This window comes from Kocuria palustris (assembly GCF_007666205.1).
In the GTDB taxonomy this organism is placed as follows: domain Bacteria; phylum Actinomycetota; class Actinomycetes; order Actinomycetales; family Micrococcaceae; genus Kocuria; species Kocuria palustris_A.
On record NZ_VDOR01000003.1, the window covers coordinates 43614 to 70086 of the forward strand.

At 72.8% G+C, this 26473-nt stretch carries 25 protein-coding genes, 1 tRNA gene and 1 riboswitch; of the genes, 6 read left to right on the forward strand and 20 right to left on the reverse strand.

The features are described 5' to 3' along the window. Positions 1-102 precede the first annotated feature (102 nt). Together FSY66_RS04405 and FSY66_RS04410 are read right to left on the reverse strand one after the other, a co-directional pair. A complete protein-coding gene (locus FSY66_RS04405) occupies positions 103-1164 on the reverse strand; it encodes an NADP-dependent oxidoreductase (RefSeq protein WP_144791657.1) in 1062 nt (353 codons plus the stop codon). A gap of 74 nt (positions 1165-1238) precedes the next feature. After that, complete coding sequence (locus FSY66_RS04410; RefSeq protein WP_144791659.1) at positions 1239-2366, reverse strand: glycerate kinase; 1128 nt, start codon at positions 2364-2366, stop codon at positions 1239-1241. Positions 2367-2552: 186 nt separating this feature from the next. Here FSY66_RS04410 and FSY66_RS04415 point away from each other — a divergent pair, with 186 nt between their 5' ends. After that, positions 2553-3446 carry an EamA family transporter gene (locus FSY66_RS04415; RefSeq protein ID WP_222115509.1) on the forward strand — a complete coding sequence of 298 codons (894 nt, stop codon included), beginning with the start codon at positions 2553-2555 and terminating at the stop codon, positions 3444-3446. Between the two features lie 141 nt (positions 3447-3587). After that, positions 3588-4193 (forward strand): sugar O-acetyltransferase, encoded by a 606-nt coding sequence (locus tag FSY66_RS04420; protein ID WP_144791661.1) that lies wholly within the window; start codon positions 3588-3590, stop codon positions 4191-4193. On the opposite strand, the gene FSY66_RS04425 is transcribed toward FSY66_RS04420, so the two are convergent. Further along, a complete protein-coding gene (locus FSY66_RS04425) occupies positions 4172-5239 on the reverse strand; it encodes an LLM class flavin-dependent oxidoreductase (RefSeq protein WP_144791663.1) in 1068 nt (355 codons plus the stop codon). The genes FSY66_RS04420 and FSY66_RS04425 overlap by 22 nt on opposite strands. A gap of 95 nt (positions 5240-5334) precedes the next feature. Here FSY66_RS04425 and FSY66_RS04430 point away from each other — a divergent pair, with 95 nt between their 5' ends. Continuing rightward, entirely contained in the window at positions 5335-5925 is a 591-nt protein-coding gene (locus FSY66_RS04430) for an ABATE domain-containing protein (RefSeq protein ID WP_144791665.1), read from the forward strand. A 26-nt stretch (positions 5926-5951) separates the two neighbouring features. On the opposite strand, the gene FSY66_RS04435 is transcribed toward FSY66_RS04430, so the two are convergent. Beyond that, positions 5952-6752, reverse strand: coding sequence for an alpha/beta fold hydrolase (locus tag FSY66_RS04435; protein WP_144791667.1), 801 nt, complete (start codon positions 6750-6752; stop codon positions 5952-5954). Positions 6753-6809: 57 nt separating this feature from the next. Then, positions 6810-7712, reverse strand: coding sequence for a helix-turn-helix domain-containing protein (locus tag FSY66_RS04440; RefSeq protein WP_144791669.1), 903 nt, complete (start codon positions 7710-7712; stop codon positions 6810-6812). 133 nt (positions 7713-7845) lie between these two features. Between FSY66_RS04440 and FSY66_RS12810 the strand changes: the two genes are divergently transcribed. Both FSY66_RS12810 and FSY66_RS04450 read left to right on the forward strand, forming a co-directional pair. Next, positions 7846-9087, forward strand: coding sequence for an MFS transporter (locus tag FSY66_RS12810; RefSeq protein ID WP_260853455.1), 1242 nt, complete (start codon positions 7846-7848; stop codon positions 9085-9087). 28 nt (positions 9088-9115) lie between these two features. Continuing rightward, a complete protein-coding gene (locus tag FSY66_RS04450; RefSeq protein ID WP_144791671.1) occupies positions 9116-10159 on the forward strand; it encodes a zinc-binding dehydrogenase in 1044 nt (347 codons plus the stop codon). A gap of 53 nt (positions 10160-10212) precedes the next feature. Here the strand turns inward: FSY66_RS04450 and FSY66_RS04455 are convergent, their stop codons facing one another. From FSY66_RS04455 to FSY66_RS04525, 15 genes are all read right to left on the reverse strand, one after another. Beyond that, the gene (locus FSY66_RS04455) at positions 10213-10407 is read right to left on the reverse strand and encodes a hypothetical protein (RefSeq protein ID WP_144791673.1); all 195 of its coding nucleotides are present in this window, start codon (positions 10405-10407) and stop codon (positions 10213-10215) included. 4 nt (positions 10408-10411) lie between these two features. Then, positions 10412-10792 carry an SDR family oxidoreductase gene (locus FSY66_RS04460; RefSeq protein ID WP_186304408.1) on the reverse strand — a complete coding sequence of 127 codons (381 nt, stop codon included), beginning with the start codon at positions 10790-10792 and terminating at the stop codon, positions 10412-10414. Between the two features lie 228 nt (positions 10793-11020). Next, positions 11021-11093 (reverse strand) — tRNA-Ala (locus FSY66_RS04465). Between the two features lie 159 nt (positions 11094-11252). Next, positions 11253-11648, reverse strand: coding sequence for a ribosome silencing factor (rsfS, locus tag FSY66_RS04470; RefSeq protein WP_144791677.1), 396 nt, complete (start codon positions 11646-11648; stop codon positions 11253-11255). A gap of 91 nt (positions 11649-11739) precedes the next feature. Continuing rightward, positions 11740-12477: a prolipoprotein diacylglyceryl transferase gene (locus tag FSY66_RS04475; protein ID WP_144791680.1), complete on the reverse strand. Its 738-nt coding sequence runs from the start codon at positions 12475-12477 to the stop codon at positions 11740-11742. 54 nt (positions 12478-12531) lie between these two features. After that, positions 12532-13179, reverse strand: coding sequence for a nicotinate-nucleotide adenylyltransferase (gene nadD, locus FSY66_RS04480; RefSeq protein WP_260853501.1), 648 nt, complete (start codon positions 13177-13179; stop codon positions 12532-12534). A gap of 108 nt (positions 13180-13287) precedes the next feature. Further along, positions 13288-13536 carry a hypothetical protein gene (locus FSY66_RS04485; RefSeq protein WP_144791684.1) on the reverse strand — a complete coding sequence of 83 codons (249 nt, stop codon included), beginning with the start codon at positions 13534-13536 and terminating at the stop codon, positions 13288-13290. An 85-nt stretch (positions 13537-13621) separates the two neighbouring features. Continuing rightward, entirely contained in the window at positions 13622-14992 is a 1371-nt protein-coding gene (locus FSY66_RS04490) for a glutamate-5-semialdehyde dehydrogenase (RefSeq protein ID WP_144791686.1), read from the reverse strand. 181 nt (positions 14993-15173) lie between these two features. Further along, positions 15174-16553 carry a glutamate 5-kinase gene (proB, locus tag FSY66_RS04495; RefSeq protein ID WP_144791688.1) on the reverse strand — a complete coding sequence of 460 codons (1380 nt, stop codon included), beginning with the start codon at positions 16551-16553 and terminating at the stop codon, positions 15174-15176. 64 nt (positions 16554-16617) lie between these two features. Continuing rightward, on the reverse strand, positions 16618-18219 hold the full coding sequence (gene obgE, locus FSY66_RS04500) for a GTPase ObgE (RefSeq protein ID WP_144791690.1): 1602 nt from the start codon (positions 18217-18219) through the stop codon (positions 16618-16620). Positions 18220-18451: 232 nt separating this feature from the next. Beyond that, positions 18452-18709, reverse strand: a complete 258-nt coding sequence (gene rpmA, locus FSY66_RS04505; protein WP_144791692.1) for a 50S ribosomal protein L27 — start codon at positions 18707-18709, stop codon at positions 18452-18454. A gap of 88 nt (positions 18710-18797) precedes the next feature. After that, positions 18798-19109, reverse strand: coding sequence for a 50S ribosomal protein L21 (rplU, locus tag FSY66_RS04510; protein WP_144791694.1), 312 nt, complete (start codon positions 19107-19109; stop codon positions 18798-18800). A 347-nt stretch (positions 19110-19456) separates the two neighbouring features. Beyond that, the gene (gene thiE / locus FSY66_RS04515) at positions 19457-20116 is read right to left on the reverse strand and encodes a thiamine phosphate synthase (RefSeq protein ID WP_144791696.1); all 660 of its coding nucleotides are present in this window, start codon (positions 20114-20116) and stop codon (positions 19457-19459) included. Then, entirely contained in the window at positions 20113-21021 is a 909-nt protein-coding gene (gene thiM / locus FSY66_RS04520; RefSeq protein WP_144791698.1) for a hydroxyethylthiazole kinase, read from the reverse strand. The genes thiE and thiM overlap by 4 nt, the downstream gene beginning before the upstream one ends. Beyond that, positions 21012-21111: riboswitch (TPP riboswitch) on the reverse strand. Its footprint overlaps the gene before it by 10 nt. Before the next feature lie 184 nt (positions 21112-21295). Next, entirely contained in the window at positions 21296-25264 is a 3969-nt protein-coding gene (locus tag FSY66_RS04525) for an Rne/Rng family ribonuclease (RefSeq protein WP_144791700.1), read from the reverse strand. A 428-nt stretch (positions 25265-25692) separates the two neighbouring features. Between FSY66_RS04525 and FSY66_RS04530 the strand changes: the two genes are divergently transcribed. Continuing rightward, on the forward strand, positions 25693-26355 hold the full coding sequence (locus FSY66_RS04530) for a vitamin K epoxide reductase family protein (RefSeq protein ID WP_144791702.1): 663 nt from the start codon (positions 25693-25695) through the stop codon (positions 26353-26355). The last annotated feature ends 118 nt before the right edge of the window (positions 26356-26473 follow it).

Consider the following 26473-nt stretch of genomic DNA (forward strand, 5'->3'; position numbering starts at 1 on the left):
AAACGGTGAGGAAGCGGCCGGTCACGGGCTATGGGGTGGGGAAGCGGCCGGTCGGCGCGGAGGGCGGGGCGGCGGGAGGCGGGCCCCGCCGGGTGCCGCGCCTCAGTCGGCGACGGCCGTGCGGACCACCATCTTGCCCACGTTGCGGCCCTGCATCATGCCCAGGAACGAGTCGAAGGCCTGATCGATGCCGTCCTCGACGGTCTCGTCCGCCACGATCCGGCCCTCGGCCAGCCAGCCGCCCATCTCCTCCAGGAACTCCGGCATGGCGTCACTGTGGAACCCCTGGACGAACCCCTGGAGCATGAGCCGCTTGGTCACCATCATCCCCATGTTGCGGGGACCCGGGGCCGGCTCCTCGTCGTTGTACTGGCTGATGGCTCCGCACAGGGCGGCGCGGCCGTCGTCGTTGAAGTGCTGGATCGCCGCCTCCAGGTGATCGCCGCCCACATTGTCGAAGTAGACATCGATGCCGTCCGGGGCGGCCTCGCCGAGCTGGCCCATGACATCGCCCTGCTTGTAGTCCAGGCATGCGTCGAAGCCGTAGCGCTCGGTGACGATCCGGTTCTTCTCCTGGCCGCCGGCCGACCCGATGACTCGGGGGGCGCCCTTGAGCCGGGCGATCTGCCCGACGGCCGAGCCGACGGTGCCCGCCGCGCCCGAGACGAAGACCACGTCGCCCTCCTGCATGGCCGCGATCCGGGTCAGACCCAGCCACGCGGTGAAGCCGGGCATCCCGGCGATGCCCAGGAAGCGCGACGGGGCCAGCGGACCGTCGGGGTCGCGCAGATCGGGAAGCGCCTGGACCTGCTCGGCGGGCAGCTGCGCGACGTCGCGCCAGCCCTGCCCGTGCAGCACGCGAGTGCCCTCCGGGACGTCATCCGAGCGGGAGGCGACGACGATGCCCACGGCTGCTCCGTCCATGGGCTCGCCGAGCTCGAACGCCGGGACGTAGGACGGCCCCTCGTCCATGCGCCCGCGCATGTAGGGGTCCACGGAGATCGCCTCGTTGACCACGCGGACCTCGCCGTCGGAGAGCTCCGGCAGATCGACGGTCACCTTGCGGACGTCGTCCTGGGTGGGCCAGCCGCTGGGTCGATTCAACAGCTCCCAGCGGGTGCTGCGTGCGGAATCGGCCAGTTCTTTCACAGTGGGAATGCTCATGCGCCCTACTGTCCGCCTCCCGCCGCCCGCTCGTCCACTCGGAGCGTTCCGCCCTCAGCTGATCGCGAGCTGCATCAGCGGATCGGCAGCTCGGCGGCGACCTCGCGGCCCACCTCCCGCAGCAGCCTGGCCGTGAGCAGCGGGTCGGCGGCGGTGTCCTTCGGCGTGCGCTCGCTCAGGCTGCGGATCCGGGCGATGCCCGCGTCCGGCGCCGCCGACGACGCCAGATCGCTGCGGCCCACGACGGCCTCGACACGGACCGGGGCCGCACGCCGGGCGACGACGGCCGGCAGCTTGCCCTGCAGGGTCTGCTCGTCGATCCGCCCCTCGCCCGTGATCACGAGATCGGCATGGCGGCACGCCGATGCGAAGTCCAGCAGCTCCAGGAAGAACTCGGCACCGGAGACCACCCGGGCCCCCAGCAGCATCGCGGCGAACCCGAGTCCGCCGGCCGCACCGGCCGAGGGCTGCCCGGCCAGCTGGCCCGCCCCAGGACGCACCCCGTCGAGGACGCGGACCAGCCGCGCGAGACCGGCCTCGAGCTCCCTGACCTCCTGCGCGGAAGCGCCCTTCTGCGGTGCATAGACCGCGGCGGCCCCGCGCTGCCCCAGCAGGGGATTGAGCACGTCGCCGGCCGCGATCAGCTCGACCCCTGCCAGGTCCGCCGCGTCCGCGGTGTCCACGGCGGAGACCCGGGCCAGGCCGGCCCCTGTGGGCGGCACCTGGGCGCCGGCGTCGTCGAGGAAGCGCCATCCGAGACCGGTGAGCAGGCCCATGCCGCCGTCGGTGCTCGCACTGCCGCCCAGGGCCAGCACGATCCGGCGCGCCCCCTGGTCGGCTGCCGCGCGGACGGCCTGCCCGAAGCCGAGGCTGCTCGCCGACAGGGCGTCGCGGCGCGCCTCGGGGATCATCTGCAGGCCGCTCGTCGTGGCCGCCTCGACCACGGCTGTCCCGGCCTCCCACGCGATCGCGGTGACGGCCGGATCCCCGAGCGGCCCCGGGACCCCGACCTCCTCGGCCCGGAACCCGGCGGCCAGCGCCGCATGGACGCTGCCGTCTCCCCCGTCGGCCAGCGGCAGGCGCCGGACCTCCGCCTCCGGCCGGGCTCCCAGGATCCCGTCCGCGAGCGCATCCGCGACCTCGGCGGCGGTGAGGCTGCCCTTGAACTTGTCGGGGGCGATCAGGACGGTCGGCGGGGTCATGGCGGTCTCCGATCGGGGGGGGCGGGGGGGCTGCCGGGGTGCCCCCATTGTGCGCCTCATGCTCTCGGGCGGCCTCGAGGCACCGTGGCATCCCTCACCCGTGCCCTGATGGCCCGGCGCCCCCCGTGTGGGACATGGTGGAGCCATGTCTGTCTTCCACCAGCTGCGCCTGCCGGGCGCTGCCCTGTGACCCCCGCCGACACCACGCGCACCTCCGGAGCGGGCGTGGCCATGGTGCTCGTGGCCTGCCTGTCCGTGCAGGTGGGCGCTGCCGCCGCCGCCCAGCTCTTCGACGACCTCGGGTCGTGGGGAGCCGCCGCTGCGCGTCTCGTGATCGCGGCGATCGTCATGGTGCTGGCGGTGCGACCGCGCATGCTCTCGTGGGATCGAGCGCAATGGCGCTCGGTCGTGGCCCTGGGCCTGGCGCTGGCCGGGATGAACGGATTCATCTACGCGGCGATCCAGCGCATCCCCCTGGGCACGGCCGTGGCCATCGAGTTCCTGGGGCCGCTCGTCCTGGCGGCCTGCCTCTCCCGGCGAGCGCGCGATCTGCTGTGGGTCGGGCTCGCCCTGGTCGGCATGACCCTGCTGGGCGTCGAATCCGCGACGACGGCCGCTTCCCTGGATCCGCTCGGGGCGCTCTTCGCGCTGATCGCCGGCGCCTTCTGGGCCTGCTACGTCCTGGCCAGCGCCGAGACCGGGAAGCGGGTCCCGGGCCTCGGCGGGCTGTCCGGTGCCATGGTCATCGCGGCGATCGTCGTCCTGCCCTTCGGCGCCCCAGGAGCAGTGCAGGCGCCGGCGGACCCGATGCTGCTGGTCTTCGCGGTCATCGCGGCCCTGCTGTCCTCGGTCATCCCCTACTCCCTGGAGATCGCAGCCCTGCGGCGCCTGCCCAGCAGCGTCTTCTCCGTCCTGCTGAGCCTCGAGCCGGCGATCGCGGCGGTCGTGGGCTGGATCCTGCTGGGTCAGGGCGCCGGGCTCATGAGCATCACCGCGGTCGCCCTCGTGGTGATGGCCAGCATGGGCACCACCCTGGGCCAGGGCCGGCCGCGCGCCGATCCGGAGCCGTCATCGGCCTGAGGCCTCGGCTCCCAGGGAGGCGTCGGCGATGCCGCGGCCCGTCTCGGCCACGATCGAGGCGGGCCTCCCCGCCGTCATGACGGCACGGCAGGAGCACGGGAACACCGTGTGATCCGCCCGGTGAGCGCGTAGCCTCGGAGGATGACCCAGGATCACTTCGCCGGAGACGACCGCACCCACTGGCAGCGCATGCTCGACGGGGATCCCTACATCGCCGAGGGCCCCGAGTTCGCCGAGCACTCGAAGCGGGCCGCGCGCCTGGCCGATCAGTACCACCGCGCTGTCGTGGCAGATGACCCGGGCGCCCGGGGCGTGCTCGAGGAGCTGCTCGGCGGGCTCGGCGACGGCGCGGATGTGCGCCCCCCGCTGTTCGTCGACTACGGCTGGCGGATCAGCATCGGCGCCCGCAGCTTCGTGAACATCGGCCTGACGGCCCTGGACGTCGCGCCCATCACGATCGGCGAGGACTGCCAGCTGGGGCCCAACGTGCAGCTGCTCACGCCCACGCATCCGGTGGAGCCCGGTCCCCGCCGGGACAAGGTCGAGGCCGCGGAGCCGATCACCCTGGGCGACAACGTCTGGCTGGGAGGAGGCGTCATCGTCTGCCCCGGCGTGACGATCGGCGACAACACCGTCGTGGGCGCCGGCTCCGTGGTGACCAAGGACCTGCCCGCGAACGTCATCGCCGTGGGCAGCCCCGCCAAGGCCGTCCGGGAGCTGCCGGCTCAGGACGACGAGAGGCCGTAGTGATCCGCCAGCAGCTCGACGGTGCGCCGTGAGATCTCCCGGGAGTGCGCGCCGACGACCATCATGATCTCGTCGGCCTGCGTGCGCTCGTGCAGTCGCTCGAGGCCGTCCGCCACGGTCTCGACGGTCCCGTGCAGGCTGTTGTCGGTGTAGGTCTCCAGGATCATCTGCTCCTCGAGCGTGGCGGGATAGGCCGCCACCTCATCCGGGGGCAGCAGCGCGAACGGCTCCCTCTTGAACATGCGCAGCATGGCCATCGCCGACGTCGCGGACTGCCGCCGCGCCTCGTCGGCGTCCTCGTGCGCCAGGACGCCCACGCTGACCATGGTGCGGGGGGCGCCGAGGTGCTCCGAGGGCTGGAAGCTCTTCCGGTACAGCTCGAAGGCGGCGTCCACATCGGCCTTACCGAACTGGAGGGCGAACGCGTACGGGCGGCCCAGCTGCGCGGCCAGCCGGGCCGAGTAGGGCGACGACCCCAGGATCCACACCTGCGGTGCCGCAGACGTGCCGGGGACCCGGTTCTGCTCGGCCTGCCACGGGCCGGGGACGGCATGCACCTGCCGATACGGGTGGCCCTGCGGGAAGTCGTCCTCCAGGAACCCCACGAGCTCGGCGACCTGCTGCGGGAAGCCGTCGTTCGCCTCATGATGGCGTCGCAGCGCCGCAGCCGTGGCGTGGTCGGTCCCCGGGGCCCGACCGAGGCCGAGGTCGATCCGGCCGGGAGCCAGGGACTCGAGCATCCCGAACTGCTCCGCGATGACCAGCGGGGCGTGGTTGGGCAGCATGACGCCGCCGGCTCCCAGCCGGATGCGCGAGGTCACGGCCGTGAGTCGGGCCAGCATCAGCTGCGGCGAGCCGGCCGCCGCCCCCGGCATCCCGTGGTGCTCCGACATCCAGAAGCGCTCGAAGCCCTTCCGGTCGGCCAGCTCCGCCAGCGCCACGATCTCGGCGAAGGACTCCCGAGCCGAGAGCCCGACCCCGGTGTAGGCGTTGTCATGCACCGACAGCGTGAACGGCGCGGCTCCGGACGGGGCGGGGATCTCCATGGGTCTCCTGCTTTCTCACGGCATACGAGGTGCTTCAGCGTGATGACACCGTAGCATTCGGCTCACGGAAAATTTCTCCTGATACCGTGATATCCATGTCGCCGATCCCCCTGCCCCCCGCCCCCGGCGCGGCGGACCACATCGCTCTCGCCCTCGCCGACAGCCGGGTGACCCTGCCCGGCGACCAGGTGGCCGACGAGCTCGACTCCCCCGAGGCGGCCACCGCGTGGCTGCGGCAGCGGGAGCTGGTCCCGGCCGACACCGCCCTGCTCTCCTACTGCCAGCACCAGCTGACGGGCCTGCGGGCCGAGCTGCGGGAGCTGCTCGTCGCCCAGGCGGAGGGACGCGCGCCATCGGCCCGGGCACTGCGCGCAGTGAACTCCGCGCTCACGGCGGCCCCCGCCGCGGCGACGCTGGGCCACGATCCGGGCCGGGGCTACCACCGGGCCCTCGAGCACCCGGTCACCCGGCAGGTCGAGTTCGCCATGGCGCGCATCGCGGAGGACGCCGTCGCCCTGCTGACGGGGGAGGCCCGTGAGCAGATCGACCGGTGCGATGCGACGCCGTGCGATCGCCTCTACCTGCGCACGCACGCCCGTAGGCACTGGTGCTCCACTCGCTGCGGCGATCGGGTCAGGGCCGCCCGCGCCTATGCCCGCAAGCACGGCCGCGCCGTCGGCGCCTGAGCCGGCGCATCGGACGGCACCGGCGATCAGTCAGCCGTCAGGAACTCCCCCACAGCGTCCATCGCCTCCGTCGACTCCAGGTGTGGGCAGTGCCGCTGGCCCTCCAGGATCCGCAATCGGGAGCCCGAAATGAGCTCGGCGAGGCGGCGGGCACTGTCAGGGCGCGTCACCCGGTCGTCGTCGCCGTGCAGCACCAGTGCGGGCGCCGTGATCCGGGGCAGGTCGGCCCAGGCGTCGTGGCTGCGGCTGGCCTGGAAGTGCAGGCGGCGAGCGGTGAGAGAGGCGTCGCGGGCGAAGAAGTCCTCGACCACGTCCGGATGCTGAGCGGCGAAGCCGTCGGTGAAGAACAGCGGGGTCAGCGTCGCACGGTCTCCGGAGGCCAGGGCGGCGTCGATGCCCGGTCCGCGCGGACCGTCCCGACGATCGCCCCCGGTGGTGCTGGCCAGGATCAGCCGACGCACGCGCTCGGGCGCGTCGATCGCCAGCCGCTGGCCGATGCGCCCGCCCATCGAATGGCCGTAGACATCCGCGTGCTCCAGACCGGCATCCGTCATCACGGCGAGCGCGTCCTGAGCCAGGGTCCGCACGCTGAGTCCTCCCGGCTCCCCCAGCGTGCTGCGCCCCACCCCGCGATGATCGAAGACCACGACCCGACGCCCGCGCGCCAGTTGCGGCAGCACATGCAGCCAGCTGAGGCGGGTGGTGGCCTGCCCCGCGATCAGGAGCAGGCCGGGGCCGTCGCCGTAGGACTCCCAGTCCAGTCGCGCTCCGTCGGGGGTCTGGACGGCTCCCCGGTGCGGCTCATCCTGCTGCGGCTCCTCGCTCATGGCAGATCACCGTACTCCGGCGCAGCCAGGAGCTGCGGCCATCACTGAGGACGCGGCTCAGCTGCCCCGAGGCAGCGATGCGGCGCTGCCGGACACCTGAGCGGGGCCCGTGGCGTGCCAACTGGCCAGCAGCCTGAGCCTCTCCTCGTGCGTCGTCCCCGGCTCCGCGGTGTAGAAGGTCAGGTCGTGCCAGGCCCGCTTGGCGAGGGGGATCTCCGTGGACTGGTAGGTCAGCTCGAGGTCCCCGACGGCGGGGTGGTGCAGTCCCTTCCGCCCCTCATGGCGGATCAGGATGTCGTGCGAGCCCCAGTACGCGCTGAACTGCTCGCTGACCGTGGAGAGCTCTCCGATCAGCTCCCGCAGCGCCATGTCATACGGGGCTCGCCCTGCCTCGGCCCGCAGCAGCGCGACCGTCGCGGCGGCACCGCCCTCCCAGTCGACGAAGAAGTCCCGAGAACCGGGGTCCAGGAAGTGGTAGCGCGCGAAGTTCGCCCTCCCGCCCCGTGCGGTCGGGCTGTCGAACATGGGCGCGTGCAGGGCCCTGCCCAGCGCATTCACGCCGATCACGTCCAAGCGCCCGTTGCGGAGGAAGGCTGCCGACATGGTGATCGAGTCGAGCATCCACTGGACCTGCGCCGGCACGGGCACCTCCCGGCGCCGGGTCGGCTGCCGGCGAGTCGGTCTGGCGGCCCGGGCGAGGTCGAGCAGGTAGGTGCGCTCATCGTCCTCCAGGCGCAGAGCCTCTGCGACGGCGGCCAGGACCTCCTCCGAGACCCCTGCGATGTGGCCCTTCTCCAGCTTCGTGTACCACTCGGTGCTGACTCCCGCGAGGACCGCGACCTCCTCCCGACGCAGGCCGGGGACCCGGCGTCGGGCGCTGGTGGGCAGGCCGACGTCTGCAGGCGTCAGCTTGGCCCGCCGTGTGGCGAGGAAGTCCCGGATGTCGTCGCGATTCTCCATGCCCTCACGATAGGAGGAGCCGCCGAGCGGAGGGGGGCCTGCTCAGCACCCCCGTCGGCTCGCCCTGGTCCCCCGCCTGCACATGGTCTGTGCTGGATGCCGTCCGAGCGATCCCGACGACTCCGAGGTGCCCATGCGCGACGACGCTCCCGCAGCTATCGACACGACCACGCCGACCAGCAGGACGGGCCGAGAGCATCTGCCGCTCGTGGTCTACGTCCTGGCCATGGGCACGTTCCTGATGCTCACGACCGAGTTCCTGATCGCGGGCATCATGCCCCAGATCACCGCCGATCTGGGCATCACCCTCGCCCAGGCCGGCTCGCTCATCACGGTCTTCGCCATCGGCATGGTCATCGGCGCCCCCGTGCTGGCACTGCTGACCATGCGCCTGTCCAAGAAGCGCACTCTCCTGGCGGCGCTGGTCGTCTTCGCGCTGGGGCACGTGGTCGTCGCGCTGAGCTCGGACCTCACCGTCCTCATGGGTGCCCGCTTCATCACCGCCCTGGCCACGGGCGCGTTCTGGGCCGTGGCCGCGGTCGCCGCCTCGAATCTGGTCAGCGTCTCGCTGAAGTCCTCGGCCGTCGGCGTGGTCGCAGCGGGAGGCTCGCTGGCCACCGTGCTCGGAGTGCCGATCGGGGCGTTCGTGGCTCAGATGGTCGGCTGGCGCGGAACGTTCTGGGCGCTGGCCGCGGCTGCGGCTCTCGCGGTGGTGCTCCTGCTCAGCCTGGTCCCCGCGGATGCCCCGCCGGAGGATGCGCCCTCGATGCTCGACGGACTGGCCGATCTGCGCTCGCCGCGGCTGTGGCTCGTCCTTGCGGCATGCCTGACGACGTCCGGCGGCGTCCTCGCCGCGTACTCCTATGTGGCTCCGATCCTCACCGATCAGGCCGGACTCGCACCCGGTCTCGTTCCTGCTGTGCTCGCCGGTTACGGCATCTGCTCGTTCCTGGGAACGCTGCTCGGCGGTCGCCTGGGCGACGAGCACGCGCATGCGGTCGTGATCGCCGTCCCGGCGCTGTCGACTCTCGTCCTGCTGGCGATGGCCACGCTGACGGGCATCACCTGGCTGACCGTGCTCCTGGTGATCCTGCTGGGAGCCTTCGGACTCAGCGCCAACGCCGTGCTGATCCACCTGGCCGTCACCCACGCCGGCCGCGCGGAGACCCTCGGCTCGGGACTGGCTGTCGCGGCCTTCAACAGCGGGACTGCGATCGGCACCCCGATCGCAGGAGCCTCCCTGGGCACCGCGCTGGGGCTGTCCGGTCCGGCCACGGTCGGCACGATCATCGTGGTCCTGACCCTGATCCCGACGATCGCCCTGGCGCTGATCGCGCGAAGGCGCAGCCGAGGCACGCACTCTTCCTCCCACTGAATCCTCAATCACCACGAAGGAGAACACCATGCGCGCAGCCCTCATGCATCAGGCAGGAGATGTTCGGATCGAGGACGTGCCCGATTCGACGATCCAGCATCCCGCCGATGCGCTGGTGCGGATCACTGCATCCTGCATCTGCGGCTCGGATCTGCATCCCTACCACCAGATGACCGCGGAGGACGGACCGGCCCGGATGGGCCACGAGTTCATCGGCATCGTCGAGGAGGTCGGCTCCGAGGTGGCCACCCTGGCCGTCGGCGATCTCGTGGTCTCGCCCTTCGCAGTCTCCGACAACACCTGCGTGTTCTGCCGGGAGGGTCTCCAGACCTCCTGCACGCACGCGCACGCCGGATTCTGGGACGGGATGGCCGACGAAGGCGCCCAGGCCGAGGCCATCCGCGTGCCGCTTGCCGACGGCACCCTGGTCAAGCTGCCCGTGGCCGCCGATTCCGAGCTGATGCCGTCGCTGCTCACTCTGGCCGATGTCCTGGGCACCGGGTACCACGCAGCACGCATGGCCGCCGTGCAGCCGGGTCACAGCGTCACCGTGATCGGCGACGGCGCGGTCGGTCTCATGGCGGTGCTGTCCGCTCGGCGTCTCGGCGCGGAGCAGGTCATCCTCATGGGCCGTCACGAGCAGCGCACCGACCTCGGCATGGAACTCGGCGCGACCGACGTCGTCGCCGAGCGCGGCGAGGAGGGCATCGCGAAGGTCCGTGAGCTCACCGGCGGGCACGGCACTCACGCCGTCCTGGAAGCGGTCGGGCACATGCCCGCCTATGAGCAGGCCATCGGCGTCGTCCGTCCTGGCGGGGTCATCAGCCGCGTGGGAGTGCCTCAGTACGAGGACGCCCCGGTCGGATTCACCAGCCTCTTCGGCCGGAACATCCGCCTGGCAGGAGGCCCCGCCCCGGTGCGGGCGTACATCGAGGAGCTTCTGCCGGATATCCTCGACGGCCTCATCTGTCCCGGCCGCGTCTTCGACGCCGGCACGGACCTCGATGGGGTGCCTGACGGCTACCGGGACATGGACGAGCGCCGCAGCCTCAAGGTCCTCGTCCGCCCCTGAGGCCAGCTGCTCGAACGAAGCCGGGGGCGACGCCGCACTGGCCGCCCCCGGCCTCATTCCGTGACGCCGGCGATGGTCACGGGGCGGCCCGCCTCCCAATCGCTCAGCGGCGAGGGGTCTCCGCAGCCGGAGAATTCGAGGGTCAGGGGAACCTGCTTCAGCAGATCCAGCGCCGCCGGGCTCTCCCACAGCACCGCGTCGAGCTGAACGTCTCCGACGCTGATACGGAGAGTGCGGACGGGTCGCATGGAATCACTCGCGGACCACCACGCGGAAGCCGCTGCGGTCCTGATGGATCTCCCAGATCCGCTCAGCCACTGCGGCCGGTTCGTGATCCGGATCGCCCCCGCCGATCCCGAGCGGGATGATCAGCTGGCCGACGTGGATCCCCTCATCGACCAGGGCCTCGTGGAGCATCTGCCCGTAGGCGCTCTCGGCGGCGAAGACCATCGAGGTGCCGGCCACGCCTCCGCTCGGCGTGACCGCGCTGGCGCCGTTGATGAGCACGACCGTGCCCCGTCCGAGCTCACGCATCCCTGGCAGCACCTGCTGCAGCGCGGCGACGGGTCCGCAGACCGACTGCTCGATGGGACCGACGAGATCCTCGACGGTGGTCTCCAGCTCGGCCTTCATGAACCCCGGAGCCGGCTTCGGGCCGCACTGCAGCTGAGGGGACTCATCCGCCACGCTTCAGCCCCGGAAAGCCGGCCGGTGCGTCCCCTCCGCGCACCGATGCCTCCCGGCCCCACGACCGGGTGCATGGCCGTCCCCCGCCATGGCAGGCGATGCGCGAGCAGCCACCGCCGCGGCATACGACGAAGGGCCGCACCTCTCGGTGCGGCCCTTCTCGATCCTCTTCGGTGGAGCTGAGGGGACTCGAACCCCTGACCCTCTGCATGCCATGCAGATGCGCTACCAGCTGCGCCACAGCCCCTTGCCGTTTCCGACCTGGAAACCCTACCACGTTCGCGAGCCGCGTCTCTCACCGAGGCGCTCTGCCCGTTCCCGAGGAGTTCGTCTCCCGTTCGGCAACGCGTTAAATAGTAGGGGACGCTCGGCGGCGGCGCAAATCGGCCGTCGCTCCCCCGCCCGGTCAGCTCGTCGGCGCCTCCGACGTGGTCTCTGCTGGGACCAGGCCCAGATCGATCGCTGGAGCATCGCCCCACAGGCGGTCCAGGGCGTAGAAGGCGCGCTCCTCGTCGTGCTGGATGTGCACGACGACGTCGCCGAAGTCGAGCAGCACCCAGCGGCCCTCGGCACGACCCTCGCGGCGGATGGGCTTGAGGTCGTGCTGCTGCTGCAGCTCCTCCTCGATCGCGTCGACGATCGAGGCCACCTGGCGCTCATTGGGCGCCGAGGCGATCAGGAACGAATCGACGATGGCCAGGGCCTCGCTGACGTCGATCGCCACGATGTTCTCGGCCTTCTTGTCATCGGCGGCCCGGGCCGCCGTGCGGAGGTACTCGAGGGAGGTCTCGGGAATGCTCATGCGGTGCTTCCTCTCCATCGCCCGCGGCGATGCGATTCGGGGTCGTGGGGCGGATCCGCCGCGTGGCGCGCGGATCATGAGATGCGTGGGTTCACAGCAGGACGAGGAGCAGGACGACGGCCAGCGCCAGGATCAGGATCGCGGCGATGCTCAGCGCCGGCGTCCGCCAGTCCGGGGAGCTGCGGTAGTCCTTGGGCTCCATGAGCTGCAGGCCCTGGGCGTTGACCGCGCGGACCGGCGACGACGGCTCCTGCTCGTCCTCGGTCGACTCGACCGGGGCGATCTCCTCGGGCGAGCGCTCGTCGGCGTCGTCGGCCTGCTCGACGGGGTGCTCGACGACGGGAGTGGCATCGCGCTGCTCCGGCTCGCCGGACGCCACGTCGTCCTCCCGCACCGGCTCCTCGGAGGCCGGCTCGTCCGTCGACGGCTCGGCGTCGCGGGCGGCCAGGTGCTCGTCGGTGATCGGCGGGATCGACTGGGTCTGTGCGATCGCGTCCTCGGCGAGCTGACGGTCCTCGTCCGAGGCGATCGCCGCCCGGGAGGCGAGCTCGGCCATGCGGCGCTGCTTCTGGGCCAGCTCCGGGTCGACGCGACTGGGATCGTCCGAGGACTTCTCGGCGATCTCCTTCTGGTGCTCGGCCATCTGCTCCTGCAGCAGTGCGAGGCGCCGGGGCCCGAGCGGCCTGCTCGCACCGGTGGACGGGGCGCCGCCGAGGTCGATGACCGGGGCGGGCGGCGCCAGGCCGGCGGACTGCGGGTCGTCCGGATCCGGGATGCTGACATCGTCCGGCGCAGCGTCGCTCGACTGCGCGAACCGGTCGTCGCTCATCGGTGCCTCGAATCTGCTCGCCTGCGGGTGCAGGAGCGGGGTGATGGGAAGGGGTCAGCTGTGCGTGGTCGTGTCGGCGGGCCAGCGCTGCTCGTCGCCGGGGCGGTAGAGCCCGTACTTGCCGATGTACTGCACGACGCCGTCCGGCACGAGGTACCAGACGGGCTTGCCGCTGCGCACCCGCGTGCGGCAGTCGGTCGAGGAGATCGCCATGGCGGGGACCTCGAGCAGGACGACGTCGCCGGCCCCGTCGGGGACGCTGAGCTCGTGCCCGGGACGGGTCACGCCGACGAAGTGGGCCAGGTCCCAGATGTCCTCGGCGCCATGCCAGGAGAGGATCTCGCTGAGGACGTCGGCCCCGGTGATGAAGAAGAGGTCGGAGTCCGGGCGCAGCTCGTGCAGGTCCCGCAGCGTGTCCACGGTGTACGTGGGGCCGTGCCGGTCGATGTCCACGCGCGAGACGCTGAAGCGCGGATTCGCCGCCGTGGCCACGACCGTCATCAGATAGCGGTGCTCGGCGTCGGAGACCTCGGAGCCCGACTTCTGCCACGGCTGCCCGGTGGGGACGAACACGACCTCGTCCAGGTCGAAGACCGAGGCCACCTCGGAGGCGGCGACGAGGTGGCCGTTGTGGATGGGATCGAAGGTCCCGCCCATGACGCCCAGCCGAGTGCGACCGGGCTGCCGCGGCGGCACCGGGATCCCGTGCTCCTCCGCGCGGGGAGCCGCTGTCTCAGGGGACTCCCGCCGGGCGACGATGGCGAGCTGCGAGTTCTCCGTCAACGGATGCGCCGGGGATCCGCTGCCGGCTCAGTGATCGCGCTTGGCCGAGTAGTTGGCCAGCATGCGGGCCTCGTCGGCCGGCAGAGCAGCGGGGTCGACGTGGCGATCGGTCGTGTCCGGGGACTGGCTGCGCGGGCTGAAGGACAGGGCCGTGAGCAGCATCAGCAGGAACAGGATGAAGGCCACGACGCCGAACAGCGGGCCCGGCACGGGCAGCTCGTTCACGACGTGGTGGCCGCCCTCGGCGGCCTGGATGAGCACGGACGTCTCCAGCATGGTCTTCCCTTCTGTCTCCCCGCGCGGCGGGGCTCCCGGTCGTCCCCCATGGTAACCGCCCGGGAGCCTCCGGCGGTCCTGCGGCTCAGGGCCGGATGTGCCCGTCGCCCTGGACGATCCACTTGGTGGTCGTGAGCTCCTCGAGGCCCATGGGGCCGCGGGCATGCATCTTCTGCGTGGAGATGCCGATCTCCGCCCCGAGGCCCAGCTCGCCGCCGTCGGTGAAGCGCGTGGAGGCGTTGACCATGACCGCCGCGGCGTCGATCGAGGCGATGAACCTCTCCGAGGCCGCCAGGTCGTTCGTCACGATCGCCTCGGTGTGGCGGGTCGTGTAGCGCTCGATGTGCTCGAGCGCCTCGTCGAGCGAGTCGACGACCTTCACGGCCATGTGCATGTCGAGGTACTCGGTGCCCCAGTCCTCCTCGGTGGCCTGGGGCTGGTCGGCGCCCGAGGGCAGCATCTCGGCGGCGCGGTCGTCGACGTGCAGGGTCACCCCTGCCCGGATCAGCGCCTCGAGCACGGCGGGCCCGGCCTGGGCGTCGCGATGCAGCAGCAGCGTCTCCGCCGTGTTGCAGGTGGAGGTGCGGTGGGTCTTGGCGTTGACGGCGACCTCGACCGCCATCTTCTCCGCCGCCGAGGCGTCGATGTAGACATGGACATTGCCCTCGCCGGTCTCGATGACCGGGACGGTGGCGTTGTCCACGACGGACTGGATGAGCCCGTGGCCGCCGCGCGGGATGAGCACATCCACCTTGCCGCGGGCGGTCATCAGCGCGTTGGCCCCGTCGCGGCCGTAGTCGTCGACGGTCTGCACGATGTCCACGGGCAGGCGCTTGTCGGCGAGCGCGTCGCGGATCAGGCCGACGAGCACCCGGTTGGACTCCGCGGCGGCGGACCCGCCGCGCAGCAGCACGGCGTTGCCGGACTTCAGGGCGATGCCCGCGATGTCCACCGTCACGTTCGGGCGCGCCTCGTAGATCGCCCCGACGACGCCCATGGGGACGCGGATCTGGCGCATGCGCAGGCCGTTGGCCAGGGTCTGCCCGCGGACGAATGCGCCCACCGGATCGGGCAGCGCGGCGAGCTCGCGCAGGGAGTCGGCCAGTCCGGCGATGCGCTCGTCGTCGAGCTCGAGGCGATCCAGCAGCGCGGAGGAGGTGCCGTTCTCCCGGCCGCGCTCGAGGTCCCGCTTGTTCGCCTCGACGATGCGCGCCGCGGAAGCCTCGATCGACTCCGCGATGTGCAGCAGCGCATCGTCCTTGCGCGATCGGGTGGCCGTGGCCAGAGTGCGAGAGGCCGCCTTGGCGTCGTCTGCCATCAGGCCGACGGCGGTCTCGGGATCCTCGCCGAAGGTCTGGTGGGCCAGCCGGGTCGAGGCGTCGGTCGAGGCCTTGACGTTCGTGTCGTCCTGCCCCTCGCCCTTGTCGGCGGTCCGGTCCGTGGTGTTCTCTGCCATCAGGGTGTGCTCCTCCTCCGCCCGCGGGCGGGATCGTGATTCATCCTGCTTCGGTCATCGGCTGCGTGCAGCGCTGCTGGCTGAGGCAGCGCATGGCTGCCGGTCGTTGTTCCGCGCGGGGTGCGCGGCAGCGGAGCGCCGCGCCCGTCCCGTCCGCCGGCGGCGGACGGGACGGGCGGGGTCACTCCCCCTTCTCCCTGCGGGAGCGCTCGGGCTCGGCTGACCGGCTGCGTCGGCGCGCTGCGCCCTTCTCCTTGCCCGTGCTCCTGTCCCTGGCCCCGACCTTGGGCAGCGAGTGGGTCCTGGGCTGGCGGCGGACCTTGGTCTTCGCGGAGCGCGAGCGCACCGTCACGAGGTTGTCGACGTGCACGAGCGAGCGCTCGTACTCCGAGCCCAGGCTCCGGCCGATCTCCCGGGTGGTGCGCCCGAGCATCTCGGGGATGTCCTCCGAGCCGTAGTTGCTCAGCCCGTGGGCGATCTCCTCGCCGTCCTGGCTCACGAGGGAGACCGGCTCCCCCGCCGAGAACGTGCCGCGCACCTCGGTCACCCCGGCCGGCAGCAGCGACTTGCGCTTGCCGATGGCCTTCACGGCGCCGTCGTCGAGCACGAGCGTGCCCTTGATGTCGGCCAGGTGGGCCAGCCACAGCAGGCGCGTGTTGCGACGTCCGCCGGTCGGCAGGAACCACGTGCCGACGTCCTCGCCGGCCAGCGCCCGGTCGATGTTCTGCGTCGAGGTGACCAGCGCCGGGACGCCGCCGGCCGCGGCGATGCGGGCGGCCTGGACCTTGGTCACCATGCCTCCCGAGCCCACGCCCGCGCGCCCGACGGTCCCGATCTCGACGCCCTCGAGGTCCTTGAGCGGATCCTCGACGACCGGGATCCGCTCGCCGCCCTCGTCGGGGTGCTTGGTGTACAGCGCGTCGACGTCCGAGAGCAGCAGCAGGACGTCGGCCTTGATCAGGTTGGCGGTCAGGGCCGCGATGCGGTCGTTGTCGCCGAACTTGATCTCCTGGGTCGCGACCGCGTCGTTCTCGTTGATGATCGGCATGACGCCCAGGTCCAGCAGCCGCTCGATCTGCCGGTGGGTGTTCATGTAGTGGCTGCGGTTCATCAGGTCCTCGGCCGTGACCAGGACCTGGCCCACGAGGACGTCGTAGCGGGCCAGCGAATCGATGTAGCGGCCCATGAGCAGCCCCTGCCCGACCGAGGCCGCCGCCTGCTGGGCGGCCAGCTCCTTGGGGCGCCGGTCGAAGCCCAGCGGCGACAGTCCGGCCGAGATCGCCCCCGAGGAGACGTACACGACCTCCTTGCCGCTCTTCTTCTGCATCCCCAGGGCCGCGACGATGCGCTGGATGGCCGCCTCGTCGATCGAGTTCTGGATGCTGGTCAGCGACGACGAGCCGACCTTCACCACGATCCGCTTGGCGCGCGGGATCTGCGACGGCGTCGAGATCGGCGAGGTCCGGTTCTTGCCGCGGCTCTCGGCGCTGAGCTGCTCGACGGACTTCTCCGCCTCTCCGCCCATCCGGTCGATGTCGGTCTTCTGCAGGCCCTTGGGCATGTGCTCCGTGTCCTTCCTGAGGCCCCAGCGGGGCACGGGTCGTTCGGGAGTGATCGTCGGCTGTTCAGTCCTGCGCGGGCTCCTCGCCCTCCGCGCCCCGTCCGGGGCCGCGGCGACGCGCCTCGAGGGACTCGGTCCACACGCCGGCACGGCGCTCGGACTCGAGCTCGTCGCGCGCGGCGGTCTTGGCGTCCATCCGCTCGTAGAACTCGCGGCGCTTCTGCTCGCGGGTGGGCCGGCTGGTGGACTCGGCCAGGCGCGGGTCGGTGCCGCGCGGGGCGGCCAGCAGCTCGGCGCCGCCGACCATGGTCGGCTCCCAGTCGAAGATGACGCCGTTCTCCTCGGGACCGATCAGCACCGCGTCGCCGGGACGGGCCTTCTGGCGGAACAGCTCGTCCTCGATGCCGAGCTTGGCGAAGCGGTCGGCCAGATAGCCGACGGCCTCCTCGTTGTCGAAGGCGGTCTGCAGCACCCACTTCTCCGGCTTCTCGCCGCGGACGTGCCACAGCGGCTCCGCTCCCCGCTGCTCGCGGGTGATCGTGAAGTCGGGCACCCCGGCACGGCCGCCGCGGCGCGTGCGCAGCGGCTCGGGGCGCAGCACGGTCGGCGCCGTCCCGACCTCGGCCTCGGCCTCCCGGCCCTGCTCGACGAGCTCGCCCATGGCGTAGCCCAGCAGGCTGAGCCCCTCGTGGGACGCGGTCGAGACCTCGAACACGCGGTAGCCGCGCTCTTCGAGGTCCGGTCGCACGAAGTCGGCGAGCTCGCGGGCCTCGGGGACGTCGATCTTGTTGAGGACCACCAGCCGGGGGCGCTCGAGCAGCGGGATCGAGCGCCCGCCGTCGAGCTTGCCGTCGATCGCGTAGGCGGCCAGCTCCGCCTCGAGCGCCTCGAGATCGGAGATCGGATCGCGGTTCGGCTCGAGCGTCGCGCAGTCGATCACGTGCACGAGCGCGGCGCAGCGCTCGACGTGGCGCAGGAACTCCAGGCCCAGGCCCTTGCCCTCGGAGGCACCGGGGATCAGGCCCGGGACGTCGGCGACCGTGTAGCGGTGCTGCCCGGCCTCGACCACGCCGAGGTTCGGCACGAGCGTCGTGAACGGGTACTCGGCGATCTTGGGGCGGGCCTTGGACATGGCGGCGATCAGCGAGGACTTGCCCGCCGACGGGTAGCCCACGAGGGCGATGTCCGCCAGCGACTTGACCTCCAGGACGACATCGCGGACGTCGCCCGGCAGGCCCAGCAGCGCGAAGCCGGGGGCCTTGCGCTTGGGCGAGGCCAGCGCGGCATTGCCCAGACCGCCCTGGCCGCCGTGGGCCGCCACGTACTCTGCGCCGATGCCCACGAGGTCGGCGAGCACCTCGCCGTCGCGGTCCTTGACGACGGTGCCGTCCGGCACCGAGAGGACCAGGTCCTGGCCGTTGAAGCCGTTGCGGTCATCGCCCATGCCCGGGCCGCCGTTCGGGGCCGAGCGATGGGGGGAGCGGTGGTACGGCAGCAGCGTGGTGGACTGGCCGTCGACCCGCAGGATCACCGAGCCGCCGTCGCCCCCGTGGCCGCCGTCGGGCCCGCCGAGCGGCTTGAACTTCTCGCGGCGGACGGACACGCAGCCGTGGCCGCCGCTGCCCCCCGCTGCATGGAGCACCACTCGGTCGACGAATTCGGCCATGGTCTCCCCTCCTCGCCGGGCCTGTCGCGCCGGCAGCTGATGGGCACCTTCCGGAAGGTGCCGCTGTGTGCGACCCGCCCGCGGCTCTGAGCGCGGCCCGGGTCCGGACGAAGAACAGAGGGTGGGCGCACATGGCACCCACCCTCCGATTCCTGCGGTGAGCATGACGCGGGTCCTGCCGCGTCACAGGCCGCTCGGCGCCCCTGTCCGGGACTGCCGTGCGGCCGAGGGGTCACTTCGCTGCTGCGAGGACGTTCACGACCTTGCGGCCGCGCTTGGTCCCGAAGGCCACCTCACCGGTGGCCAGGGCGAACAGCGTGTCGTCCTTGCCGCGGCCGACGTTGTCGCCCGGGTGGAAGTGGGTGCCGCGCTGGCGCACGATGATCGAGCCAGCGTTGACGGACTCGCCGCCGAAGCGCTTGACGCCCAGGTACTGGGCGTTGGAGTCGCGGCCGTTGCGGGTGGAGCTTGCGCCCTTCTTATGTGCCATGGCTGCTGCCTGCTTTCGCTAGTCGGTCCCTCCGGCGCCGTCGCGGCGACGCCGGGGACCCAGGGATGGGAGGGGGCTGACCGGAGGATCAGGCCTTGATGTCGGTGACCTTCACGGTGGTCAGCTCGGAACGGTGACCCTGGCGCTTCTTGTAGCCGGTCTTGTTCTTGTACCGCATGATGCGGATCTTGGGGCCGCGGAGGTTCTCGACGACCTCGGCGGTCACCGTGACGCCCGAGAGCTTCTCGGCCTCGGAGGTCACCTTATCGCCGTCGACGACCAGGAGGGCGGGCAGCTCGAGGGTGCTGCCGGCCTGGCCGGCGACACGGTCGAGGGTCACGAGGTCGCCGACGGCAACCTTCTCCTGGCGGCCGCCTGCACGGACAATCGCGTAAACCACGGGGAACTCACTTCTCTCGAGTAGAAATCACTGTCTTGGGGCGCAGACGCTCCTGCCTGACTGACGACGCCGAGAACACCGTGGCATCGGCCTGCCAGTGGGATGGAGACAGTACGGCCGACGCGGCTTCCCAGCGGTCAGGAGCTGCACCCGGGTGTGCCGCCGAAGTCCCGCGCTTGCGACGTGGACGGGTTCGCAAGGGGTCATGCGGTGATGGCACTGAGGAAGCAGATTACTCCACCGGAGGTCCCAGCGACAAGGACATCGGGGCGCGCGCGTCGTCGCGGTGCTCACGTCCTGCGGCCCCGGAGCGGCTCGCGGGCCGGCATCCGGGGCCGCGGGGCGGGTCATCTCGGCATCTGCGCCGCGTAGGCCCGGGCGGCGGCCTCCGGATCGGGGGCCGCGCAGATGCCCGACACGACGGCCACGCCGTCGGCCCCGGCGCGGCGCAGCGGGCCGGCGTCCTCGGGTCGGATGCCGCCGATGGCCACGACCGGCAGGCGGCTGAGTCCGTGCAGCTCGGCGAAGCCGTCGACGCCCAGGGGCTGCGGCGCATCGGGCTTGGTCGCGGTGGCGCGCACGGCGCCGATGCCGAGGTAGTCCACGGTGCCCTCGGGCAGCGAGTGGGCGGCGAGCACCTCGTCCGGGGTCCCCGCGGAGAGTCCGATGATCGCCCCCGCCCCGCACAGCCGTCGCGCGTCCTCCGGGGGAAGGTCGGACTGGCCGACGTGCACCCCGTCGCTGGCGATGCCGCGGGCCCGCGCCGCCAGGTGGATCTCGACCCGGTCGTCCACGACGACGGGCACGCGCCCGGCGATCCGGTCCGCGACGGCTCCGAGCAGCTCGAGCAGCTCGCGGCCGGTCAGCTGCTTGGCACGGACCTGGATCATGGTGGCCCCGCCGCGCACGGCGAGCTCCGCCACCTCGGGGACGGCGCGGGGACGGCTGAGGACGTCGTCGGTCACGTGATAGAGGTGCAGGGCCGAGGGGTCGAACGCGGGGCTCACGCTGCGCCCTCCCTGCTCTCCGGGCTCACCCGCGATCGGCGGGCGGCGTCCTCGGGCGACAGCGCACTCAGCGCATCGAGCAGGTGCACGGCGAACGTCCCGGGGCCGGCGCAGCGCTGCGCGGCGTCCTCGGCGGCCAGACCCCACACGAGGCTGCCCAGCACGGCGGCCTCACCGGGGTCCTCGGTCACGGCGGTGAAGGCCGCGATCACCGCGCCCAGGGCGCAGCCGCCGCCGGTCACCCGCGTCAGCAGCTCGTGGCCGTGCGGGACGGCCAGGGTCGCTCCGGAGCCGACGATCAGATCCGTGGGTCCGGAGATCGCCGCGGCGCCCACGGGGCGCCCGGTGTCCTCCCCCTGAGCTTCCCCGGCGACGCCGGAACGCCCTGCCAGGAGTCGGCGGGCCGGCTCCACCGCGGCCTCGGGATCGTCGGTGGAGTCGGTGCCGCGCCCGCCGGCGCCGCCGGACAGGGCGATGATCTCGGAGGGGTTGCCGCGGATCACGGAGGGCCCGTGGGCCAGCAGCTCGCGTGCCAGCTGCGTGCGCACCGGCAGGGCGCCCACGGCCACCGGATCGAGCACCCACGCCGCGCCCATGGCCGTGCGGGCCTCGGCGGCCTCGCGCATGGCCCGGCGCTGCTCCTCCTTCGGGGTCCCCAGATTGATCAGCAGCCCGTCGGCGGCCTCGGCGAAGGGGCCTGCCTCCCCCGCGATGTCCGTCATGGCCGGAGAGGCGCCCAGGGCCAGCAGCGCATTGGCCGTGAATCCGGCCACCACGGTGTTGGTCAGGCACTGCACGAGCGGCCTGGTCTCGCGCAGCCGCTGCAGCAGCTCGGCGATCCGCTCGGGAGCGATCCCCGGCTCCGCCGCGGATGCTGATGCGTGTTGGGTGTGGTGTGGCGTCATGGCGACAATCCCTCCGCTAGTGCGAGCTAGTTCAGGTTCGACGGGTGTGCTCTCAGCCGCCGTCTCCGGTCGGCACCCCGTGTCGTGCGTCCCGCAGTCTACTGAACATCCCGGCGGACGGCGCGGAGGTCCGCTCGTGCGGTGAGGGACAGCGCCCGGGCGAGACGGCGGCGGGCCCCCCCCCCCCGGGGGGGGGGGGGGCAACGCCCCGGGGGGGCGGGGCGACGCCCCCCCCCGGGGGGGGGAGCGGCCGTCGCCGTCTCGCAGGTGCCGGTCAGCCCTGCTCGGCGTCGCCGGCGCGGCGCTGCTCGGCGTCCGCCGCGCCCGTCTGCGGGGCCGACTCCGGGGCTCCGGCCCGGCGGGAGCGGCGGGGCCTGCGACGCGGTCCGGCGGCCCCGGGCTCGCGCTCGCCCAGCGACCTGGCCAGGGAGGCCAGCTCGGAGCCCGCCGAGGGCTCCGCGCCCAGGGCCTCGGTCGTCGACTGCCCCTTCGGCAGCTCGATGACCTCGCCGTTGATCGTGACGCGGGAGGCGCCGTCGGCCGCCGAGACCACGGCGGCGGTTCCGGCCGTGACCGTGGGCGTGCTCGACGCCGGCGCCGGGGCCGAGGCCGGGACCTCGGGCGTTCCCGCCGGCGCCGCGGCGCGCCGCGAGCGACGGGCTCGCTGCCGCACCGGCGCCGTCTCCTCCGACTCGTCGCCGCGGCGCACGGAGGCGGTGCCCTGCACGGTCTCGGCAGCCGGGGTGCTCGCCGCCGGCTGCGCCTGCCGACCCGCGGCGCCCGAGGCCGGCTGCGAGGGCTCCGGCTGCGGGGCCTCGGGGACCTGCACCGGACCGCTGCCCTGCGACGTCGCACGGCGCGGCCTGCGCCGGGTGCGCCCCGGCTGTCCCGCAGAGCTCGCGGCGGGGCCGGAGGACGGCTCCTGCGCTTCCGCGCGCCGCTCGGGCGACTGCTCCTCCGGTGCCGGGGCCGCCACCGGGGCGGCATCGGAGCGCTCGGACTCGGATGCGGCAGCCTCTGCGGCCGACGGACCGGGCTGCCCGGTGCCGGCCGACCGGGAGCGCCGCTGCTCCTGGGCTGCCGCGGCGCGCTCGCCCTGTGCCGCGCCCGTCGCGGCCTCGGCCGCCTCGGTGCGTGCGCTGCGGGTGCGTCGCCGGCGTCGGCCGTCCGGATCCCCGGCGCGGGAGTCGGCGCCATGCGCTGAGCCGTCGTCCTCCGCGGCCTGCGCCGCGTCGTCGTCGCCGGAGGCCGCGCGGATCCGGGCCTCGATCAGGGAGCGGGTCTCCTCCTCGGAGCGCGAGCCCGTGCCGACCCCGCCGCGGCCGCCTCGGCCCGACGAGCGGTCGCCGCGCCGGCCTCGGCCGCCCGAGCGGGAGCCCCGGCCCCCGTCGGAGTCGGAGCCGCCGCGCGACGGACCGGCCGAGCCGGCCTGTTCGCCGGCTCCCGACACGGTGTCCTCCGGCCGGTCACCGCGGGCCGAGGACTCGGATGCGGACGACTCGGACGAGGCGTCGTGGGGAGCCCCGGCGTCGCCGGAGCGCTCCTGCTGCTCGGGGGCGGGGTCCGCGTCCTGCGACGGCCCGCCGTCCTCGTCCCGGGTCTGCTTCTCTCCGGCCGGGGCGTCCTGCCCGCGCCCGCGCGATCGCTTGCCGCGGCGCTTGCGACGCCGCTTGGCGCCCTCCCTGCCCTCGTGCACGTCCTGCGCCGAGCCGCGCTGCTCCTCGGAGGCGGCGTCCTGCTGCGTCGGCGCTTCGGACTCCCCTGCTGAGGCCGGCGCCGGCGCCTCGGCGTCGTGATGGGTCGCCGAGGCGATCGCGGCCAGCGCATTGCGCGTCGTCTCGGCCCGCTTGGCCTGCTCCGGGTCCTCGGTGCGCGCACGGGAGGCCTCCTGGGATCCCGGAAGACGGCGGCTGCGCTTGCGGTCGTTGCGGCCCTGGCGGCTGTCGGGGGCGCCCCCGCTGCGGCCCTTGAGCGGATGGTCGTGGACGATCACGCCGCGGCCGTCGCAGGCGTCGCAGTTCTCCGAGAACACCTCGAGCAGGCCGGTGCCCATGCGCTTGCGGGTCATCTGCACGAGCCCCAGGGACGTGACCTCGGCGACCTGGTGCTTGGTCCGGTCCCTGCCCAGGCACTCGATGAGTCGGCGCAGGACCAGGTCCCGGTTGGCCTCGAGCACCATGTCGATGAAGTCGATCACCACGATGCCGCCGATGTCGCGCAGCCGCAGCTGGCGCACGATCTCCTCCGCGGCCTCGAGGTTGTTCTTGGTCACGGTCTCCTCGAGATTGCCGCCCGAGCCGGTGAACTTCCCCGTGTTGACGTCGATGACCGTCATGGCCTCGGTGCGGTCGATCACCAGCGAGCCGCCGGAGGGCAGCATCACCTTGCGCTCGAGCGCCTTGAAGATCTGGTCGTCCACCCGGTAGTGGCTGAAGAGGTCCTCGTCCTCGTCCCAGCGCTGCACGCGGTCCAGCAGGTCCGGGGCCACGTAGGTCACGTAGGCCTCGATGCTGTCCCAGGCCTGCTCGCCCTGGACGACCATCGAGGTGAAGTCCTCGTTGAAGACGTCGCGAACCGTCTTGATCGTCAGGTCCGGCTCCGCGTAGAGCAGCTCCGGGGCCAGGGTCCGCCCCTGCGCCGCCTTCTCCTGGATCTGCTCCCACTGGGTGCGCAGGCGGTTGATGTCGTTGGTCAGCTCCTCCTCGGAGGCGCCCTCGGCGGCGGTGCGCACGATGACGCCGGCGCCCTCGGGAAGGTGGTCCTTGAGGATCTTCTTGAGGCGCTGGCGCTCGACGTCGGGCAGCTTGCGGGAGATGCCGGTCATCGACCCGCCGGGGACGTACACCAGGTAGCGGCCCGGCAGGGAGACCTGGCTGGTCAGCCGCGCGCCCTTGTGGCCCACCGGGTCCTTGGTGGCCTGCACGAGCACGGGGTCGCCGGGCTTGAGGGCGTTCTCGATGCGCTTGGCCGCCCCGCCCAGATCGGCCTGGTCCCAGTTGACCTCGCCCGCGTAGAGCACGGCGTTGCGGCCTCGCCCGATGTCGACGAAGGCGGCCTCCATGGACGGCAGGACGTTCTGGACCTTGCCCAGGTAGACGCTGCCGATCAGCGAGTCCTGCTGCGTGTGGGAGACGAAGTGCTCGGCCAGGATGCCGTCCTCGAGGACGCCGATCTGGATGCGGTCGTTCTTCTGCCGCACGACCATCGTGCGCTCGACCGACTCGCGGCGGGCCAGGAACTCGGCCTCCGTGATCCCCTGGCGGCGGCGCCCGGTCTGGCGGGATTCGCGGCGGCGCTGCTTCTTGGCCTCCAGGCGCGTGGAGCCCTTCACGGACTGCACGGTCGTCGGCGCCGAGCCGTCGATCACCCGGGCCGTGCGGATCCGGGTCACGGTCTGCTCGGGATCGCCCTCGTCGCCGCCGCTGACCTCCATGTCCTCGGAGCCGCGACGACGGCGCCGGCGCCGACGGCTCGTCACGCCGGCGCCGGGCTCGGGATCCTCGTACTCGGCCTCCTCGGCCCGCTCCTCCGCCTGGACCTCGCGCAGGCGGGCCTCCTCGCGCTTGCGCTCGGCGCGCTCCCGGGCGGCGGCGACGTCCTCCGGGGCCGGCGCATGGAAGAGCAGCGACGTTGCGGTGGCCGCGCCGAGGACGGCGAAGGGATCCTCCGCCGAGGATTCCGACTCGGCGGAGGCCTTCGAGCCGGGCTCCTCGGAGCCCGGCTCCGAGGCGTCGGGCCTCGGCGCGGCGCCGTGCTCCGCTGCCGCGTCGGCTCCGGGGGCCTCCGGCGACTCGTCCTTCCTCGGCGCCTCGGAGGCGACGTCGGAGGGCTCGTCGGCGTCCTCCGACGACTCGCCCGGCGAGGTCTCGGCGTCCCCGGCCAGGGAGGTCGTGCGGATCACGGCCGTGTCCTGCTCATCGCCGCTCCGCGAGGCGCCGTCGTGCTCGGCCGACGCGAACGCCTCGTACGCCTCGCGGGCCGGATCCGCGGTCTCGGCGGCTGCTGCCTGCGACGCGAGCGGATCGCCGTCGGGCGCTTCGGCGGATGCGTCGGACTCGGACGCCGTGCCCGTGCTCGGCCCGGACGCGGGCGGCTCGGACGACGCCTGCCCTGTCGTGCGCCGCTCCGCGTCCCGCGGCTCGGCCGCCTCCCCGGCGCCGCCGGTCCTGCCGGTCTGCGACGCTGCCGCCGCGGGGTCCTGAGCCGCGGATTCGGAACTGGGATTCGCCTGGTCTGATGCCATCTCGGTTGTACTCCTGCGGGTACCGTCCGTCCGCACCCGGAGGTCCCGCCGGTCGGGAGCGCCGTGCGTGGCCCCGTGGGGTCGCGCGGCTGCCTGGAAGTCGTGGTGTGCTCCGCGCGGAGGGCGGTGACTCGCCGGGCGCACGGGCCGTCACGGGATCCGAGCCGCCCGGCCGGGCTCTGGTGGCGCCTGGTCCGCGGGCGATCTTGTCCGGTCGACGGACGCGCTCGATCCTTCCGAGAGCTGCGGCCGCGTCGACCGGGGTCGAAGCCGTTGACGGGCCCTCCACCGGGTGCGACCGACGAAGGACCGGATCCATTCTCGCACACGGATTTCCGGAAATGAGGCTCATCACGTTCTGCTCCGGAAGGGGCCGGGGCTCGACGGGTCCTGGAGCCGGGGGCCTCCGCCGCCTCTAGGATCGGGGTGTGACCACACGATCCGATGCCGTCCCCCCGACCGATGACACCCGCCTCCGGCGCGCCGACGCCCGAGACTCCGACCCCGTCGCCCCGCGCCCCGCCGGCGACCTCGGCTGGGCCGTGCTGGCCCTGATCACCTCCCTGGCCGGGCTCGGCGCCTCGATCGCGCTGATCGGCGAGAAGCTGCAGATCCTCGAGAACCCGCTGCACACCACCGCGTGCGACATCAGCGCGGTCCTCTCCTGCGGCACCGTGATCCGCTCCGAGCAGGCCTCGCTGTTCGGCTTCCCCAACCCGTTCATCGGGCTCGTCGCCTACGCGGTGGTGATCGTGATCGCCGTGGCGGTGCTCGCGGGGGCCCGGTTCCGGCGCTGGTTCTGGTGGGGGCTGGTCATCGGGCAGGCCCTGGGGCAGATCTTCCTGCTGTGGCTGTGGCTCGAGGCCACCTTCGACATCAATGCGCTGTGCCTCTACTGCATGATCGTGTGGCTCGTGCACCCGTTCCTGCTGATGGCGACGATCGGCCGCTGCGTGCGCGCGGGGGCGATCCCGGCCGGCCCCGGCCTGCGCTCGAGCGCCGGCCTGTGGAGCATCGGCCTGGCGGTGCTGATCGTGCTGATCGTCTTCGGCAGCGTCCTCGTGCGCTTCGCCGGCACCATGATCGGCTGAGCCGCCCCGCCCGATCTGCTCGCGGCGTGCGGACAGGGCAGTGCGCCGGCAGCGCAGAGAGGCGCCCCGCCCCCCCGGTCCGCCGGCCGGGGGCGCCCCTGCCTCCCCCCCCCCCGCC